General features: G+C 72.1%; 12 protein-coding genes and 2 pseudogenes. 5 read left to right on the top strand and 9 right to left on the bottom strand.

From position 1 onward, the window contains the following. Positions 1-31 precede the first annotated feature (31 nt). From ACHFIV_RS24240 to ACHFIV_RS24225, 4 genes are all read right to left on the bottom strand, one after another. Positions 32-907, bottom strand: coding sequence for a carbohydrate ABC transporter permease (locus ACHFIV_RS24240; protein WP_398972777.1), 876 nt, complete (start codon positions 905-907; stop codon positions 32-34). Then, positions 904-1,902 carry a carbohydrate ABC transporter permease gene (locus ACHFIV_RS24235; protein ID WP_398972775.1) on the bottom strand — a complete coding sequence of 333 codons (999 nt, stop codon included), beginning with the start codon at positions 1,900-1,902 and terminating at the stop codon, positions 904-906. Before ACHFIV_RS24235 ends, ACHFIV_RS24240 begins: the two co-directional genes overlap by 4 nt. Positions 1,903-1,950: 48 nt before the next feature. Continuing rightward, positions 1,951-3,318, bottom strand: coding sequence for an ABC transporter substrate-binding protein (locus ACHFIV_RS24230; RefSeq protein WP_398972772.1), 1,368 nt, complete (start codon positions 3,316-3,318; stop codon positions 1,951-1,953). Between the two features lie 102 nt (positions 3,319-3,420). Further along, on the bottom strand, positions 3,421-4,542 hold the full coding sequence (locus ACHFIV_RS24225; protein ID WP_398972769.1) for a substrate-binding domain-containing protein: 1,122 nt from the start codon (positions 4,540-4,542) through the stop codon (positions 3,421-3,423). A gap of 145 nt (positions 4,543-4,687) precedes the next feature. On the opposite strand from ACHFIV_RS24225, the gene ACHFIV_RS24220 reads away from it, so the two are divergent. Next, the gene (locus tag ACHFIV_RS24220) at positions 4,688-5,455 is read left to right on the top strand and encodes a sulfite exporter TauE/SafE family protein (RefSeq protein ID WP_398972766.1); all 768 of its coding nucleotides are present in this window, start codon (positions 4,688-4,690) and stop codon (positions 5,453-5,455) included. Positions 5,456-5,492: 37 nt separating this feature from the next. Here the strand turns inward: ACHFIV_RS24220 and ACHFIV_RS24215 are convergent, their stop codons facing one another. Beyond that, complete coding sequence (locus ACHFIV_RS24215) at positions 5,493-7,022, bottom strand: amino acid permease (RefSeq protein ID WP_398972763.1); 1,530 nt, start codon at positions 7,020-7,022, stop codon at positions 5,493-5,495. A gap of 91 nt (positions 7,023-7,113) precedes the next feature. Further along, positions 7,114-8,121, bottom strand: a complete 1,008-nt coding sequence (locus ACHFIV_RS24210; RefSeq protein ID WP_398972761.1) for a hypothetical protein — start codon at positions 8,119-8,121, stop codon at positions 7,114-7,116. 375 nt (positions 8,122-8,496) lie between these two features. Between ACHFIV_RS24210 and ACHFIV_RS24205 the strand changes: the two genes are divergently transcribed. The 3 genes from ACHFIV_RS24205 to ACHFIV_RS24195 are packed head-to-tail and all read left to right on the top strand — an operon-like array spanning position 8,497 to position 12,613. Next, positions 8,497-9,930, top strand: a complete 1,434-nt coding sequence (locus ACHFIV_RS24205) for an FGGY family carbohydrate kinase (RefSeq protein WP_398972758.1) — start codon at positions 8,497-8,499, stop codon at positions 9,928-9,930. Further along, positions 9,927-11,345, top strand: coding sequence for an FAD-dependent oxidoreductase (locus ACHFIV_RS24200; RefSeq protein ID WP_398972755.1), 1,419 nt, complete (start codon positions 9,927-9,929; stop codon positions 11,343-11,345). The genes ACHFIV_RS24205 and ACHFIV_RS24200 overlap by 4 nt, the downstream gene beginning before the upstream one ends. Further along, positions 11,342-12,613, top strand: a complete 1,272-nt coding sequence (locus ACHFIV_RS24195; RefSeq protein WP_398972751.1) for an NAD(P)/FAD-dependent oxidoreductase — start codon at positions 11,342-11,344, stop codon at positions 12,611-12,613. The genes ACHFIV_RS24200 and ACHFIV_RS24195 overlap by 4 nt, the downstream gene beginning before the upstream one ends. A 16-nt stretch (positions 12,614-12,629) precedes the next feature. Here the strand turns inward: ACHFIV_RS24195 and ACHFIV_RS24190 are convergent. From ACHFIV_RS24190 to ACHFIV_RS24180, 3 genes and pseudogenes are all read right to left on the bottom strand, one after another. Beyond that, positions 12,630-12,890, bottom strand: a pseudogene (locus ACHFIV_RS24190) (hypothetical protein); the annotation flags it as partial. 148 nt (positions 12,891-13,038) lie between these two features. After that, positions 13,039-13,461, bottom strand: coding sequence for a DUF350 domain-containing protein (locus ACHFIV_RS24185; RefSeq protein WP_325751554.1), 423 nt, complete (start codon positions 13,459-13,461; stop codon positions 13,039-13,041). A gap of 105 nt (positions 13,462-13,566) precedes the next feature. Continuing rightward, positions 13,567-14,121, bottom strand: coding sequence for a DUF309 domain-containing protein (locus ACHFIV_RS24180; protein WP_398972749.1), 555 nt, complete (start codon positions 14,119-14,121; stop codon positions 13,567-13,569). Positions 14,122-14,228: 107 nt separating this feature from the next. On the opposite strand from ACHFIV_RS24180, the pseudogene ACHFIV_RS24175 reads away from it, so the two are divergent. Then, positions 14,229-16,887 (top strand): annotated as a pseudogene (locus ACHFIV_RS24175) (ATP-binding protein). Positions 16,888-16,892: the final 5 nt, after the last annotated feature.

Raw genomic sequence — 16,892 nt, 5'->3', positions numbered from 1 at the left:
CCTGAGCGGTGGTCCGGGCAGGGCGGCAGGGCTACTTGACGGCGCCCGCCGTCAGTCCGGACCGCCAGAAACGCTGGAGCAGGGCGAAGGCGAGGATCAGGGGCACCACCGCGAGCAGCGAGCCCATGATGACGACGGGGTAGTACTCGGGTGACACGGACGCGGCGCTGTTCCAGGAGTACAGCCCGAGGCTGACCGGATACAGGTCCTGGTCGGAGAGCATCACCATGGGCAGGAAGAAGTTGTTCCAGATGGCCGTGAGCTGGAAGAGGAAGATGGTGACCAGACCCGGTCCGAGCATGCGCAGCGCGACCCGGAAGTAGGCGGCCAGTTCGCCCGCGCCGTCCATCCGCGCGGCCTCGAGCACCTCGTCGGGCACGTACCCCTGACTGAAGATCCGGCCGAGATAGACGCCGAACGGGTTGAACAGCACAGGGATGAAGACCGCCCAGAAGGTGTTCACCAGCCCGGTGCCGGAGGCCATCAGGTAGAGGGGCAGCGCGAGCACCGTCTGCGGCACCATCACCGCGGCCAGTACCAGCCCGAAGAGCTTCTCCTTGTGGGCGAAGCGGTACTTGTCGAAGGCGTATCCGCAGGCGATGCTGATCAGGGCGCCCAGCGCCGCGCCGAGCACCGCGTACAGCAGGCTGTTGCCGTACCAACGGCCGTACAGCCCGCCGTCCATGGCGAAGAGGTCCTTCGCGTTCTGGACGAAGGAGAAGTCGCCCATCGACAGGAAGTCGCTGCGGAACAGGGCGTCCCTGTCCTTCGTCGAGGCGAGCACCAGCCACATCACCGGCAGCAGGGTGTACAGCACCGAGACGAGGACCACCAGGTTGACGACCGAGCGCCCCAGGAGCCGGGGCCGCAGGGGTGATGCGGTGCGGGACGCGGTCGACGCGCTCATCGGGCGGCCTCCTCGGCGGCGTTGGCGCGGTTGGTCCAGCGGGTGACGCCGTAGGAGAGGGCGATCGTGCACAGGAGCAGGATCACCGAGGCGGCTGCCGCGAGACCGTAGTTGTTGCGGGTGAAGGCCGCGTCGTAGATGTACATGCTGGGGGAGAAGCGAGAGTTGATCATCGGCGTCGACTGGCTGAGCAGCATCGGCTCGGTGAAGAGCTGGAGCGCGAAGATCAGGGTGAACATCGCGACCATCACGGTCGACGAGCGCACCAGTGGGGCCTTGACCTGGAGGGCGGTGCGGACGGGGCCCGCGCCGTCGACCACCGACGCCTCGATCACTTCGCGGGGGACCGCCTGGAGGGCGGCGTAGAACACGACCATGTTGTAGCCGAGATTGCTCCACAGGGCGATGTTCACGATGGACGGGAGCACCGTGTGCACCCCGAGGAAGTCGACGGTGATGTCGGCCCTGCCGAGCAGGTCGATGACCGGGCTGATGCCGGGTGTGTACAGATACAGCCAGATCAGTGCCGCGATGATGCCCGGCACGGCGTGCGGCAGGAACAGCGCCAGCTGGACGGTGCCCCGCAGGCGGACCACCCCTGAGTCCAGCAGCAGCGCCAGCACGAGGGCGCCGATCACCATGAGCGGGATGTAGACCACGCAGTACAGGGCGACGACGCCGAGACCGCCGAGGAACGTCGGGTCCGCCAGTACGGCGGCGTAGTTGCGGAGCCCGGCGAAGACCGTGCGTTCGGGGCCGAAGCCCAGTCCGGGCTGGTCGTCGCTGAAGAAGCTCAGATGGACGGCGGTGGCGACCGGAATCAGGAAGACGGTCACCAGAAGGACGAAGAACGGTGTCATCAGGACGCCGCAGGCGCCGAGTTCACGCCGACGGGCGGACCTGCGCGCCCGGGCGGCCGGCGCGGCGGCGGCCGGCTTCCTCGGTGACGGCCGGTCCGTGACGTCCGCCACGGACACGGGTGTGGTGCTGGTCATGGGTGTCACCTGCCTCTCTGCTGCTGGGTACGGGACGCGGACGCCGGGTCAGGTGGAGCGCTGGGTCGTGGACAGCCCGAGGGCCCTGAGGTCGGGCATCGTGCCCTCCTGCGCGGCCCGGACCGCGCCGAGGATGGACCCCTGTCCTCCGCTCGCCCGCGCCAGCCCGTCCCGCATGATCTTGCCGGTGGCCGTCATCCGGGGGCCCCAGATCCAGCCCGCACGGACCTTCCGGGCCTCCTGCTCGAAGAGGGTGTAGATGTCCTGGCCGCCGTAGTAGGCGCGGTCGAAGGCCCTGCGGCCCACCTCGACGAGCCCGGGGGCGGCGGGGTACTGGCTGCTGGCGCCGCTGGACAGCCGGGCACGGAGCGCGTCCGGGTGCGAGACCTGCCACTCGATGAACTCCATCGCGGCCTCGGGATGCGCACTGTCCTTGGTGATCGCGAAGGTCGAGCCGCCATGGGTGCCGACGCCGGGATCGGCCGGATCCCACTGGGGCAGCGGAGCGAGCGCCCACTGCCCCTTCTGGCCAGGCCGGGCCTTCATCTGGGCACCGGCGTCCCACGCGCCGCTGAGCCGGCTGACCACCAGGCCGTCGGCGATCTGGACATCGCTGTGCCGGCTCTCCACCGCGTTCATGAAGACCAGTTCCTGGTCGGTCAGCCGCTGCCAGAAGGCCGCCACACGGCGGGTGGGCGCATCGGCGAGCGAGACGTTCCAGGCCCCGCCGGCCGTATCGAACCACTGGGCCCCCGCCTGCCAGGCGTAGGCGGCGAGGTGGGTGTCACCGTCCGTCGGGAAGAGTGCCATCCGCCGCTCACCGCTCCTGCGGCGCACGGTCCTCGCGGCGTTCTCGAAGTCCTCCCAGGTGCGGGGGACCGCGAGCCCGTACCGTTCGAAGAGGTCGGTGCGGTAGTGCAGCACCATGGGCTCTATGTCGAGCGGGACGCTGAAGACCCGCTTCTCGAAGGTGGTCAGCCCCAGGGCCTGCGGCAGCATCCTGGCGCGGAGCCCCTCGCCGACCAGGTCCGTGATGTCGCGGCAGACGCCGTCGATGGCGAAGCCCGGGACCTGGGGGTACTCGATCGTGGCGATGTCCGGTGCGTTGCCCGCCCGGGCCGCGTTGCTGAGCTTGGCGTAACCGCCCTGCATCCCTCCGGGGACCTGCTGGTAGTCGACCTCGATGGTGTCGTGGCCGCGGTTGAACGCGTCCACGACCTCCTGGCTGCCCCGCAGCGCGGACCAGAAGGTGATCCGGGTCTTCCTGCCGGTCCTGCTGCTCACTGTCCTGCCGGTACTGCTCGTACCGCCCAATCGTGTGTCCCCGCCACCGCCTCCGCAGGCGCTGAGCGCGCCTGTCAGAGGCAGTGCGGCGATCGTGGCGAGCACGGATCGACGGCTTTGTCGACCAGGCATGTGCGCCTCCCGCGGCTCCTGATTCGAGACACGGGGAATACTGATCGGCTGATCGATAGCGGTCAATAGACCGATCAGAAGAAGCTCGAAGTGTTCAAACGCTCAGTTGTCCGGCTGATGCAACGCCTGGGCGGATCCGCGCACTTCGAGGCGGGGGAGCACCTCCGTCCTGCGCACCGGACCGGCGGCACCCGCGGGCTGCGCCAGCCGGTGCACGAGGAGCTCCGCCGCCGCCCGTCCGATCTCGGCCCGCGGCGGGGCGACCGCGGTGAGAGCGGTGCTGCCCAGCGCCGCGACGACGTCGTCGTACGCCACCACGGAGCAGTCCTGCGGAACCCGTATCCCGCTCTCCGCCAGCCGCTGCACCAGCATCAGGGCGTCCTCGTCGCCGTGCAGGACGGCGCCGGTCACGCCGCGCTCCCGCACCAGCGCCGCGAGGTCGGGCACCGCCTCCCGCGTGCCCGGCTCCCCGGGCCCCGCGTCGGGTGAACTGAGCACCACCGACCAGTCCTCCACCTCGGGCCGGCCGGCGGCTATCTCGGTGAACGCCGACCGTATGGAGCGTGCCGTCGGGCTGTCGTTCCTCGCGGCCAGCACGAGCCGGCGGTGGCCGAGCGAGACCAGGTGGTCGACGGCCAGGTGGATCCCGTACCAGTGGTCGGAGCACACCGAGTCCATGGCGTGCAGCGCGCTGCCCGGCCGGGGTCGCCGCTCCATCAGGACCGTCGGGATCCCCACCTCCGCGAGCCAGCCGTAGTCCGCCTCCTCCCCGGCGGCGCTGCGCCAACGGGGAGCGATGAGAAGTCCGCGCACACCGGCGGCCAGGGCCTGCTCGACCTGCGGTCTCTCGGCCCCGGCCGCCTGCGGGGCGATGTGGAGGGCGATCCGCATCCCGGCCTCCTCCAGGGCGGTCCTGGCGCCGTGCAGGGTCTCGTACAGATACGAATGCCGCTCCGGCACGACCAGGGCGATCGCGGCCCCGTCCCCTGCCGGTTCCCCGTTCCGGACGGCCGGCACGGCAGTCGGACGCGCGACGTCCCCCACCGGACGGACGACGCCGTGACCGCGCCGCAGCATCCCCGTCCTGGCCAGCTCCTCCACGTCCCGCCGGAGCGTGACCGCCGAGACGTCCAGCTCGTCGGCGAGCGAGCTCACCTTCACGGCGCCGCGCGCGTGCACCACCGCGAGGATGCGCTTGCGCCGCAGCTCGACCGGCTCCCGCATGCTGGCCCCCTTGCCTACCGCTGTGCGATGTTCGTTTGAACGTTCTCGTGAGCGATCGCAGCATAGCGAGGGACCCGCACGCCGGGCGGCCGGAGGATGGAACGATGATCCGTCGAGAGGAAGATGTGCCTACCATCTGAGCCGAATGGACACCATCACGCTCTGGCAACTGGCCGCGCTCGCGGCGGCATCCACGCTCGTCGGCTTCTCCAAGACGGCGGTCAGCGGTGCCAACACGATCAGCCTCGCGGTCTTCGCGGCCGTACTCCCGGCCCGCGAATCGACCGGAGTGCTGCTCCCGATCCTGATCGCGGGCGACGTCCTCGCCGTCCTGGTCTACCGCCGGCACGCCCACTGGCCGACCCTGCTGCGGCTCTTCCCCGCCGTCGCCGTAGGAGTGGTGGCGGGTACCGTCTTCATGCTGTGGGCCGACGACGACGCCGTACGCACCTCCATCGGCGCCATCCTGGTCCTCATGGCGGGTGTCACCGTGTGGCGCCGGCGGGCCCGCCCGGAGCCGGCACCGGAGGGGGAGGGCGAGGACGGACCGGCGCGCGGCGGCCGCTTCAAGGCCCGCTCGTACGGGGTCCTCGGCGGGTTCACGACCATGGTCGCCAACGCCGGCGGGCCCGTGATGTCCCTCTACCTGCTGTCGGCGGGCTTCCGGAAGCTGGGCTTCCTCGGGACGTCGGCCTGGTTCTTCCTGATCGTCAACACCTCGAAGGTGCCGTTCAGCGTGGGCCTCGGCCTCATCGACGCGCAGTCACTGCTGCTGGACGCGGCCCTCGTGCTGTTCGTCATCCCCGGCGCCTACCTCGGCCGCGCCTGCGTCGGCCGCATCAACCAGAAGCTCTTCGACCGGATCGTGATCGGGGCCACCGTCCTGGGCGGCCTCCAGCTGCTGGTGCGCTGAAGACCGCCGGCGGCGGGCGGCGGCCCGGAAAGGAGTCCTAGACGATGCCCTCGGCGATCTCCGCCTGCTCGCGGGCGTTCCCGTACGCGGCCGGGGTGCCGTACGAACGGCGTGCGACGAACCACCACACCGTAGCCAGTACCAGGACCGCGACCAGGGCGATCGACGCGTAGTTCATCGAGTCGATGGTCACCGGGGAGGACTGCGGGAGCAGGAACAGCACACTCACGAGGGCGACCCACACCACGGCGATCCAGCCGATCGGCTTCGACCACCGGCCCAGGTGCCAGGGACCGCGCTGGAAGCGGTCACCGGCCCGCAGCTTCAGATAGATCGGGATGGCGTAGGCCGGCGTGATCCCGATGACGTTGATCGCCGTGACCGCCCCGTACGCGGTGGCGGAGTACAGGGAGGGCACCGCGAGCAGAGCGGCGACGGCGACCGAGAGCCATACGGCGGGCACCGGCGTCTGGGTGCGCGCGCTGACCTTCCGCCACAGCGCCGACCCCGGCAGCGCGTTGTCACGGCTGAAGGCGAAGACCATCCGGCTCGCGGCGGCGACCTCGGCGTTGCCGCAGAACAGCTGAGCCGCGATGACGATCAGCAGCATAGCGGTGGCGCCGGACGTACCCAGCGCGTCGATCAGGATCTGGGCGGGCGGGACCCCGGTGGCGCTGTTCTGGGTGCCCGAGTAGTCCTGGATGGCGAAGGTCAGCCCCGCCAGCAGGACGAATCCCGCGATCCAGGAGACCCAGATCGCTCGGACGATGCCCTTGGCCGCCGTCACCGACGCGTTCGAGGTCTCCTCGGAGAGGTGGGCGGAGGCGTCGTAGCCGCAGAAGGTGTACTGCGCCAGGAGCAGGCCGATCGCCGCCACGTAGATCGGGTTCTCCCAGCCCGTGCCGTTCACGAACTCGGTGAAGACGAACGACGGCGACTGGTGGTTCGAGGGCACGATCGCCAGCACCGTCACGATCAGGGCGACACCGGCCAGATGCCACCACACGCTGATCGAGTTGAGCACGCTGACCAGGCGGACTCCGAAGAGGTTCAGCACGGCGTGCAGCAGCAGGATGCAGAGGAAGATCACCATCGTGGAACCAGGGGTGGGATCGAAGCCCCACTGCAGATTGAGCAGGGCGCCCGTGAACAGGGCCGCCCCGTAGTCGATACCGGCGATCGCGCCGAGCAGACCGAGCAGATTCAGCCACCCGGTGTACCAGCCCCATTTGCGGCCACCGAGCCGGTCGGCCATGTAGTAGAGGGCCCCCGACGTCGGGTACGCGCTGGTGACCTCGGCCAGGGCCATGCCCACGCAGAGCACGAACAGGCCGACACCGGCCCAGCCCCAGAGCATCACGGCCGGGCCGCCGGTCGACATGCCGAAGCCGTACAGCGTCATGCAGCCGGAGAGGATCGAGATGACGGAGAAGCTGATCGCGAAGTTGCCGAAGCCGCCCATGCGGCGGGCCAGCACCGGCTGGTACCCGAGCTCGCGCAGTCGCTGCTCCTCGTCCTTGTGCGGCATGGGCTCCGTGCTCGACTGGGGCGAGGCGGATATGGGCATGGAGACGACCTCCGGGTGGGGATGTGGACGGAACAAGAAAGAGCGGGGCCGGGGGAGCCGGCCGCGCGGTGCCCTGCCGGGCGGCGGCCGGTCAGCCCTGCGGTTCCCTCCCGGGCTCGTGCTCGGCGGTCAGGCAGCGGCCGCGGGCGCGCAGGAACACGTCCTCGGCCCCGGCCGGGTCCTGCGGAGTCCGGGTGCGGTAGGTCCAGGGGACCGACGTGTAGTAGGGGCCCATCGCCCGGAACACCGGCGCGGCGTCGGCGAACCGCAGCGACCCCCACAGCGCGTGGGCCAGATAGTTGAGGTCGAGCAGGGAACGCGCCGCGGGGTCCGACGCGGCGAACCAGACGCGCAGGGCCCGCCGGGCGTCGCGCTCACCGTCCTCGGTGACCCAGTGCAGGTCGAGTGCCCGCTCGTTGCCGTGCTCGCGCCGGTAGCGCTCCACCCGGACGTACAGCGGCAGCACGTGGAGCGGGGAGCCCTCCGGCGCGGAGGAGGCCGCCCACTGGACGAAGTTGACCGCCTCGGAGAGCGTGCCGCTCGCCTGTCTGGCGTAGACGAACTGCAGCATCCGGTGGTAGGCCTCGCGGTTGAACGGGTCGCGCTTGTCCGCCTCCGCCAGCAGCCCCCACGGCCCGGGGAACAGCATCGGGCCGGGAGGCAGCAAGCGGTGCTCCTCCAGACGCTGTCCCTCGTCGAGCTGGGACAGAGCGAGGAGACAGACCCAGGGCACCGGGTCCGTGGGTGAGGCGTGCGCGGCGGAGCGGCACCCCTCCCACGCCTCCTGCCACAGCTCCTGTGCGCTCGGTCGCTTCTCCCGGTGCGCGCGCACGGCCCGTTCCACGGTCACCCGGGCGTGCATCACCGTCGCCGCCACGCTCCGCGGTTCCTCGGCGAGCCAGGCGTGCACCGTGTCGGAGCCCGCCGCCACGGCCGCGAGGACCTGGGTCCGTTGCGTCCACAGCGCCCAGTCCGGTGTGCTCTCCAGCAGATTGCGCATGGCGAGCCAACGGCCGGTACGCAGGTCCTGTAAGGCCACCCGCAGAGCGTGGTCGTGTCCCGCGGGGTGGTAGACCGGCCGGAAGTCACCGGTAGCCATGTACGCGCCCTGCCCCTGAACGCGCGGTGGGGGCGGGGCGATGGGCCGGGCACAGTGGCACGGCGCGGGTTCTTCTGGACATGAATCCTCAAGAAACGTGGGGGGTCGGGCCGATCGGTCGTGAACCACCGGTGGTCATCGTCCGGTTGTCCACTCGGCGGTGAGTGTAGGGCGCCGGACACCTGCTATCCGGTGACTCCGCGGATCTTACTCAAGTAGGCCCTTCACACAGGACGTTGATCTCCCCGGGCGGCCGAGTACGGGATGATCTGGGTGGGGTTGACGCGGGGCGTGGTCTGCACGACTGTGGGCGCAGGGACCAGATGATCACGATTCCGCCCGGGTCAGGGCGGCCCGCACGGCTGGAGCGTTCGCTTGACAGGACCGGTACTCGCCATCGACCAGGGGACCTCCGGAACCAAGGCGCTGGTGATCTGCCCCGAGCGTGGGGTGATCGGTTCCGGTTCGGCGCCCGTGCGCCCGCGCTACGGCGCCGGGGGCCTGGTGGAGGCCGATCCGGCCGAACTGATCGGCTCGGTCCTCGACGCCGGACGGCAGGCCGTGGCGGACGCCGCGGAACCGGTGGCGGCCGTCGGCCTGGCCAACCAGGGCGAGACGGTGCTTGCCTGGGACCCCGCGACAGGCCGGCCCCTCACGGACGCCGTGGTCTGGCAGGACAGGCGTGCCGAAGGCCTCTGCGACGGCCTCTCCGAACACGGGGACGAGCTGAAGCGGCTCACCGGGCTGCCGCTCGATCCGTACTTCGCCGCGCCCAAGATGGCGTGGATACGCCGTGAGCTGACCCGCGAAGGGGTCGTGACGACCAGTGACTCCTGGCTGGTCCACCAGTTGACGGGAGCCTTCGTCACCGATGCCGCCACCGCGGGCCGCACCCAGTTGCTCGCTCTCCACGACGCGGACTGGTCACCCGCAGCCCTGGAGATCTTCGGCCTGTCCGGCGAGCGGCTGCCCACGGTCGTCGACTGCGCCGGAGCGGTCGGGACCACCACCGCGTTCGGCGCGGAGATCCCCCTGACGGGCCTCCTCGTCGACCAGCAGGCCGCCCTGCTGGCACAGGGCGCCCTGGACCCCGGCCAGGCCAAGTGCACCTACGGCACCGGCGCGTTCCTGCTGGCCCAGACCGGCAGCCGGCCCAGTACCGGCTCCACGGGCCTGGTCAGCTGTGTCGCCTGGCGGCTGGGCGGCCGGACGGACTACTGCCTCGACGGGCAGGTCTACACGGCTGCCTCGGCCGTGCGCTGGCTCACGGACCTCGGAGTGATCTCGGGCGCCGGGGATCTCGACGTGGTCGGTGCCTCGGTCGGCGACACCGGCGGCGTGACCTTCGTCCCCGCCCTCGCCGGTCTCGCCGCCCCGTGGTGGCGCGGCGACCTGCGCGGCTCCCTCACCGGCCTGGGCCTCGACACCACCGCGGGACACCTGGTGCGCGCCCTCTGCGAGGGCATCGCCGCGCAGGTCGTCGCCCTGGCCGACGCGGTGGCGTCCGACCTGGGCGCCCCACTGGCCGCGCTGCGGGTCGACGGCGGCCTGACCCGCTCCTCGTTGCTCATGCAGACCCAGGCGGACCTGCTGCAACGGCCGGTCGAAGTCTCGGCGCTGCCCGACGTGACCGCCCTCGGCGCCGGTGTGGTGGCCAGACTCGGGCTCGACCCGCGCCTGACGCCCAGCAGCGCGACACCCGAGTGGCGGCCCTCGGCCGTGTACGAGCCACGGATCGGCCCCGGGGAAGCCGCGGAGCGCCTCGCGGGCTTCCGTGCCGCGGTGGACGGCCTGCTGGAGCGCGCGTGAACGTCACCCTCACCACAGCGGGCCCCCTGACCCACGAGGCGGGGGAGGCGGCCTACGACGTGACCGTCGTGGGAGCCGGCGTCGTGGGCGCGGCCATCGCCCGCGAGCTGGCCCGCTACGACCTGCGCACCGCCCTCGTCGACGCCGCCGACGACATCGGCAACGGGACGTCGAAGGCCAACACCGCGATCCTGCACACCGGCTTCGACGCCGTCCCCGGCTCACTGGAGGCCCGCCTCGTGCGGGAGGGGCAGCAACTCCTGGCCGCCTACGCCGCCGAGACCGGAATCCCGGTCGAACGGGTCGGCGCCCTCCTCGTGGCCTGGGACGAGGACCAGCTCGCCACTCTGCCCCGTCTCCGGGACAAGGCCGTCCGCAACGGCTACCGCGCCTCCCGCATCATCGACGCCGGCGAACTCCGGTCGCGCGAACCGCATCTGGGGCCCGGCGCCCTCGGCGCGCTGGAAGTGCCGGACGAGAGCATCATCTGCCCCTGGACCACCCCGCTGGCCTTCGCCACCCAGGCCGTCCGCGCAGGCGTCCACCTGCATCTGAACTGCCGGGTGGGGGACGTGCGCAGCGACGCCGACGGCCACACGCTGAGCACCTCGCGCGGCCGGCTGCGCACCCGCTACCTGGTCAACGCCGCCGGGCTGTACGCCGACGAGATCGACCGGCTCCTGGGCCACGACGTCTTCACCGTGACGCCGCGCCGAGGCCAGCTCATCGTCTTCGACAAGCTCGCCCGCGACCTCGTCAGTCACATCCTCCTGCCGGTCCCCGGGCCGGCGGGCAAGGGCGTCCTGATCGCACCGACCGTCTTCGGCAACGTCCTCCTCGGCCCCACCGCCGAGGAGCTCGACGACAAGACCGCCACCGGCTCCACCGCCGAGGGCATGCGCCTGCTGCGTGAGAAGGGCCGCCGGATCGTGCCCGCGCTGGTCGACGAGGAGGTCACCTCCGTCTACGCGGGCCTGCGCGCCGCCACCGGGCAGGAGGACTACCGCATCCAGGAGTACCCCGGCCGGCGCTACGTCGCCGTGGGCGGCATCCGCTCCACCGGTCTCACCGCCTCCATGGCGATCGCCCGTCATGTCGGGGAACTGCTCGCGGACATCGGCCTGGAGCTCGCCGGGCCACGCGCCCTCCCGCCCCTGACGATGCCCAACCTCGGCGACTCCTTCCCCCGGCCCTACCGGAGTGCCGGCCTCATCGCCCGGGATCCGGCGTACGGAACCCTCGTCTGCCACTGCGAACAGGTCACCCTCGGAGAGATCCGGGACGCGCTGTCCGCGACGATCCCGCCGCAGTCCCTGGACGGCCTGCGGCGACGCACCCGCGCCCGTGGCGGCCGGTGCCAGGGCTTCCACTGCGGCGCCGCCGTCCGCGCCCTGTTCGAGGAGGCGCGCCCATGACCCGCAGCGCACGCGAGGTCGACGTCCTGATCGTCGGCGGGGGCCCCGCGGGCCTCGCGGCCGGAGCCGAACTCGCCGCGGCCGGCGCGGGACGGGTGGAGATCCTGGAACGCGAACAGGAGGCGGGCGGGATCCCCCGCCACTGCCACCACGGCGGATTCGGCGGACGCGTCGAGCGGTCCCTGTACGCCTGGGCCACGGCGACCGGGGCCACGTTCGCCCCGGAAGGGACGAGCGGGCCCGACTTCGCCCGGCGGAGCGTGAGCGCGGCCGTCGACGCGGGCGCCGACCTGCGCACCGGGGTCACCGTCACCGGCTGGGCGGGGCCCCGAACCGTCGAGACCACCGGTCCCGCCGGGCTCGAACGGATCACCGCCCGGGCCGTCGTCCTCGCCACGGGCGCCCGCGAACGGCCGCGCGGCGCCCGTCTGATCCCCGGCACCCGGCCGCCGGGCGTCTACACCACCGGTGAACTCCAGCAAGCCGTCCACCTGTACGGACAACGGATCGGCACCCGGGCGGTCGTCGTAGGCGACGAGCCCGTCGGTCACGCGGCCGTCGCCACCCTGCGGGCGGCGGGGGTGCACGTCGTCGCCATGGTCACCGACCAGCCGGCCCACCTCGGCCGGATCCGTCACCGGCGCACCCCGCTGCTCACCGGCGCCACCGTCACCGAGCTCACGGGCCGGGGCAGGCTGTCCGGGGTGGCACTGCGCCACGACGACGGCCGCACCACCACACTGCGCTGTGACACCGTCGTCCTGACCGGCGACTTCGTCCCCGACCACGAACTGGCGAGGCGCGGCGGGGTGCTCCTCGACCCCGGCACCCGCGGACCGGCGTACGACGCCGCGTACCGCACCTCGAGGCCGGGCGTCTTCGCCGCCGGGAACCTGCTGCACGCCGTCGAGAGGGCGGGGACCGCGGCCCAGGAGGGCCGAGCCGTGGCGGTGCCCGTGCTGCACCGTCTGGGCGGTACCGAGGAACCCGCCGGTGACGGACGGCCCCTGGTCGTCGACGCGCCCCTGCGATGGATCGCACCCAACGTGACGGGGCCGGACGGCGTGCTCCCCCACGGGGACCGGTTCGTGCTGCGCACCGCGAGGCGGCTGACCATGCCGCTGCTCGTCGTCTCCCAGGGCGGACGCGAGCTCCACCGGCAGCGGCTCCTGACGACGGCCGTCCCCGGAACTCCCATTCATCTGGCGGCCGGCTGGGCCGACCGGGTCGACCCGCACGGCACGTCCGTACGGATCACCGCGAGGTGAGGGCGGTGCGGCTGCCTCAGGGAATGAGCAGCCGGTCCGCGCCGACGGCCGCCACCAGCCCGGCGCCCAGCAGCCAGCTGCCGAGCCGGGTGCGGCCGTTCCTGCTGAGTTCGATCACCACACCGCAGAGGATGAGCGCGAGCCCGTAGACCCCGACCACCAGGACCGACGAGCGGCTCGCTATGCGCAGGGCCAGCACGACGGCCATCGCCGCCATGCCCACCGACGACAGCACGATCCGCAGCCGCCGCGCCTGGCGTGGTGTGAGTCTCCGTTCCTGTGCCACGGCCCCGGCCTGCGCCGCGGGGCCCCCGCCCCGCTCGTGGTCCTGCCACCGGTCCTGGTCCTGGTCAGAAGTGCTCATGACGCCGGATCGTAATGGCTGTCCGCCGCGATGTTCGCCGGACCCGGGGATCACCGAGGCGTCAGGCGATCGAGGCCGACACGATGGCGGACACCGCCAGGTTGCAGGACGCGGTCACCCACACCGCCGGATGCGGCTCCCGCTCCACCAGTGTGGCCCCCAGCTTCCCGGGCGTGACCAGGTCCACGACGAGGAAGGCGACAGCCATCATGACCAGGCCGAGCAGCCCGAACGCGGCCGTCGAGGCGAGCCCCTTGCCGAAGTCCTCGTACGTCGTCCAGATCGACGTGAACACGATCCCGCCTATGCCCAGCATCGCCGAGCTGAGGAGCAGCGCCGCGTTGCGGTTGCGCTCCTCCCATATCTGACGGCCGAGCTTGCCCGGTGTCAGGGCGTCGATCAGAAAAATGCCGAGAACGAGCAGTACGACGCCGAGGGCCCCGTATGCGGTGGCACGGCCGAGGCCGTTGATGATGTCGGTCATCGGGGCGTCCGTCTCCTGAGCAAGTGGTCGATGAATGGAACATGGGCGTGACGGACGTGATCAACACGCCGTCAAGAAGGAGCAAAACCTATCGCATGGATGGGGTCAGCTCCCGGCCCGGTCCTCCCGCCGCAACCGGGGTGCCACCGCGGCCGCGTCCACGGCCGGGGCGCTCCCGGCGCCCCTCTCCGCACGGAGGGCGGACCCGTCCGCGCCCCCGGGCCCGGAGGGGTCGACCCGGCCCGCCAGCTCCCGCGCCCAGCTGATCAGCCCGTCCACACCGATCCCGTGCGGTTCCGACGCCCGGAACCCCTCCACGGCGGCGGCTCCCCGCCTCAACAGCCTTGCCCCGCCCGCCGCGTTGCCACGAGCGGCATGGGTCAGCCCGACCGCCATCTGCGCAAGGCCCCGCCACAGTTCGCGCTCCGCCTCCGGCCCCGACTTCCAGGCGTCCTCGAACACCTCATGGGCGTGGAACGGCATGCCCGAATCCAGCAGACGCTGCGCCTCGCGCACCGTCTCGTCGGGGGAGCGGACCACCCCCTCGGGCTGCCGCTCCACTCCCGGAGCCCCGTACGGCAGGGGGCGCCCCAGCCCGTCCCGGGGGCGCGCGTTGCGCGCCCGCCCTTCCTCGTCACGGTCCCTGCGAGATTCTTCCACCCTCCGATTGTGCCTCGCACCTGCGAAGAACCACCGGAATCCCGTCCGCGGGCCCCCGCGCGCGGATAGGCTCGGGGCTCTCCGCATCCACCCTGGGAAGGGGAGGCATGAAGCCGTCCCGGCCGTTGTACGAGCGCGAACCGGAACTCGCCGCCGCCGCACAGGCGTTGGACGCCCTCTGCGGCGGTCAAGCCGCCGGCGGGCTGCTGGTCTTCAGCGGCGAAGCAGGCATCGGCAAGACCGCGCTGCTCGGCGAGATCCAGGCCATGGCCGCCGACCGCTGCACCATCTGGTCCGCACGTGGCGGCGAGACGGTCACCTCGGTGCCGTTCCACGTCGTACGCCAACTGCTCCAGCCCGCACTGGACCGCTTTCCCCCCGACGAGACCCGCGCGCTGTTCGGCGACTGGTACGAGATCGCCGCTCCCGCCCTGGGCCTGGCGGATCCCAGCAGCCCGCAGCCCGACCCCCAGGGGGTCAGGGACGGGCTCGACTACGTCGTCGCCCGGCTCGCGTCCCGCCTCAGCCACCGGCCGCTGCTCCTCATAGTGGACGACGCGCACTGGGCGGACGGTGAGTCCCTCGCCTGGCTCGCCGGTTTCACGGCGCGGCTGTCCGAACTGCCCGTACTGGTCGTCCAGGCGCACCGCCCCCAGGAACTGGCAGACCGCAACGCCGACTGGGCCATCGCGCGCACGTCCGACAGCGCCGGCAAGGGGGCCCACCCGGCGCTGGTCCGCGTAGCGCTGCGCGCGCTCACCCCCGAGGCCACGGCCGACCTGGTGCGCGCCGGCCTGGGAGACCACGCGGACGACCCGTTCTGCCGAGAGGTCTGGGCCGTCACCGGAGGCAACCCGTACGAAGCGGTCGAACTCGTCGCCAAGGCGCAGGACCGTGAACTGGCGCCGGTCGAGGAGTCCGCGGGGCTCCTGCGTGAACTCGGCGCGTCCGCCCGGGGCAGCGGGCTCGTCGCCCGCCTCGAACGCCTGGGCACCAACGCCAACCGCTTCGCGTGGGCAGCGGCCGTACTCGGCACGGAGATCTCCCAGGAACTCGCCGCCACACTGGCCGGGATGAGCTCGGCAGAGGCCGCCGACTGCACGGCGCGGCTGCGGGACGCCCGCATCGTCAGCGGCTTCGACCCGCTCGAGTTCGTCCATCCCCTCATCGCCACGGCCGTCTACCGCTCCATCCCGCCGGCCACCCGCACCGCCATGCACGGACGGGCGGCATGGGCGATCACCCAGGCCGGACTCGGTGCCGCGGCGGCCTCCCGGCACCTCCTCGAAGTCCACCCGGACGACGACCAGGAACTGGTCGCGCAGCTCAGGGACCGCAGCACGGCAGCACCTCGCGGTCGGCGCGCCGGAAGCCGCCAGGCGCTGCCTGGAGCGCGCCCTGGACGAGCCGCCGCGTCCGCGCGACCGAGCGGTGCTGCTGTACGAACTGGGCTGCGCCACGCTGCTCTCCTCGCCGGCCACCACGGTGCAGCACCTGCGCGCCGCGCTCGACACACCAGGACTCGACGGGACGCTGAGGATCGACGCCACCTTCCGGCTCGCCTCCGCCCTGGCCCACAACAACCAGCTCAAGGACGCGGCGCTCTCGCTGGCGGCCGAGGCATCCCGCACCGCTCCCGGCCCCGGGCTGATGCGTCTGCAGGCCGCGCACTTCCTCTGGGAGGGCATGCAGGCCACCGAGGACGACGGACCCGCGCGGTCGGCCCGTCTCGCCCGCAACGCGGACCACCTCAAGGGGCGGGACAACGCCGAGCGTGCCCTGCTCACGCTGAGGGCATTCGACGCCATGCTGCGTGGCGAGGACGCCCAGGTCGTCGTGGACTTCTGTGAGCGCGCGCTCGTCGACGGACGGCCCGCGCGCGGGCTGGGCTGGACCGATTCCCAGTGGGGTTTCGAACTCCCCGCGATGGTGGGCATCACCTACGCCTTCACCGACCGGCTGGACCGGGCCGAAGCGCTGTTCGGGGAAGCCGTGCGCGCCTTCGAGATCTCCGGCTGGAGCGGTGCGCACCTCGCGTTCGCGCACACCCTCCTCGGGCTCGTGCACCGGCGCCGCGGCCGTCTCGCCGAGGCCGAGGGCTTCCTGCGGGAAGGGCTGCGCCTCGCCGACCGGGCGGGCAGCGGACTCCCCGTCCACTGGGACGCCACCTGCCTCCTCGTCGACACCCTGCTGGCGCGTGGCCGGACGGCGGAGGCACGGCTGGTCGCCGACCGGTACGACTTCGGTCCGCCGTACCCCAGCGCCATGGTGCTGCCGGACGCCCCCTGCGTACGCGGACGACTGCTGCTGGCCGAGGGCCGCACGGAGGAGGCCGTGGCCGAGCTGGAGTCGGCGGGCGCGGCCCTGGAGCCACGAGGCCGCTTCAACGGCGTCTGGGCCCCCTGGGCCGGGGACCTCGCACGCGCTCTCGCCGACACGGACCCCGTCAGGGCGGCCCAGCTGGCCACCCGGGCGCGCGTCCACGCGGAACGGTTCGGCACCGGCACGGCGATCGGTGAGGCCCTGCGCTGCCTGGCCCTCTTCGCGCCCCGTGAGGAGGCCACCCACCTGCTGGCCGAGTCCGTACGCCACCTGGAGACCTCGTCGTCCGCCTACGAGCACGCACTGGCACGCTTCGAGTACGGCATCGCGATCCACTCCCGGCGGGAGGTCGCCCTCGCTCAGAAGCTCGCCACGGCCTGCGGGGCGGAAGGGCTGGCGAGCCGCGCCCAGCAGGTACGGGCGTCGATCCGATCCTCGGAGTGAGGTAA

This window comes from Streptomyces sp. ALB3, from assembly GCF_044385685.1.
GTDB lineage: Bacteria > Actinomycetota > Actinomycetes > Streptomycetales > Streptomycetaceae > Streptomyces.
This window is presented reverse-complemented; position numbering and strand designations above follow the sequence as displayed.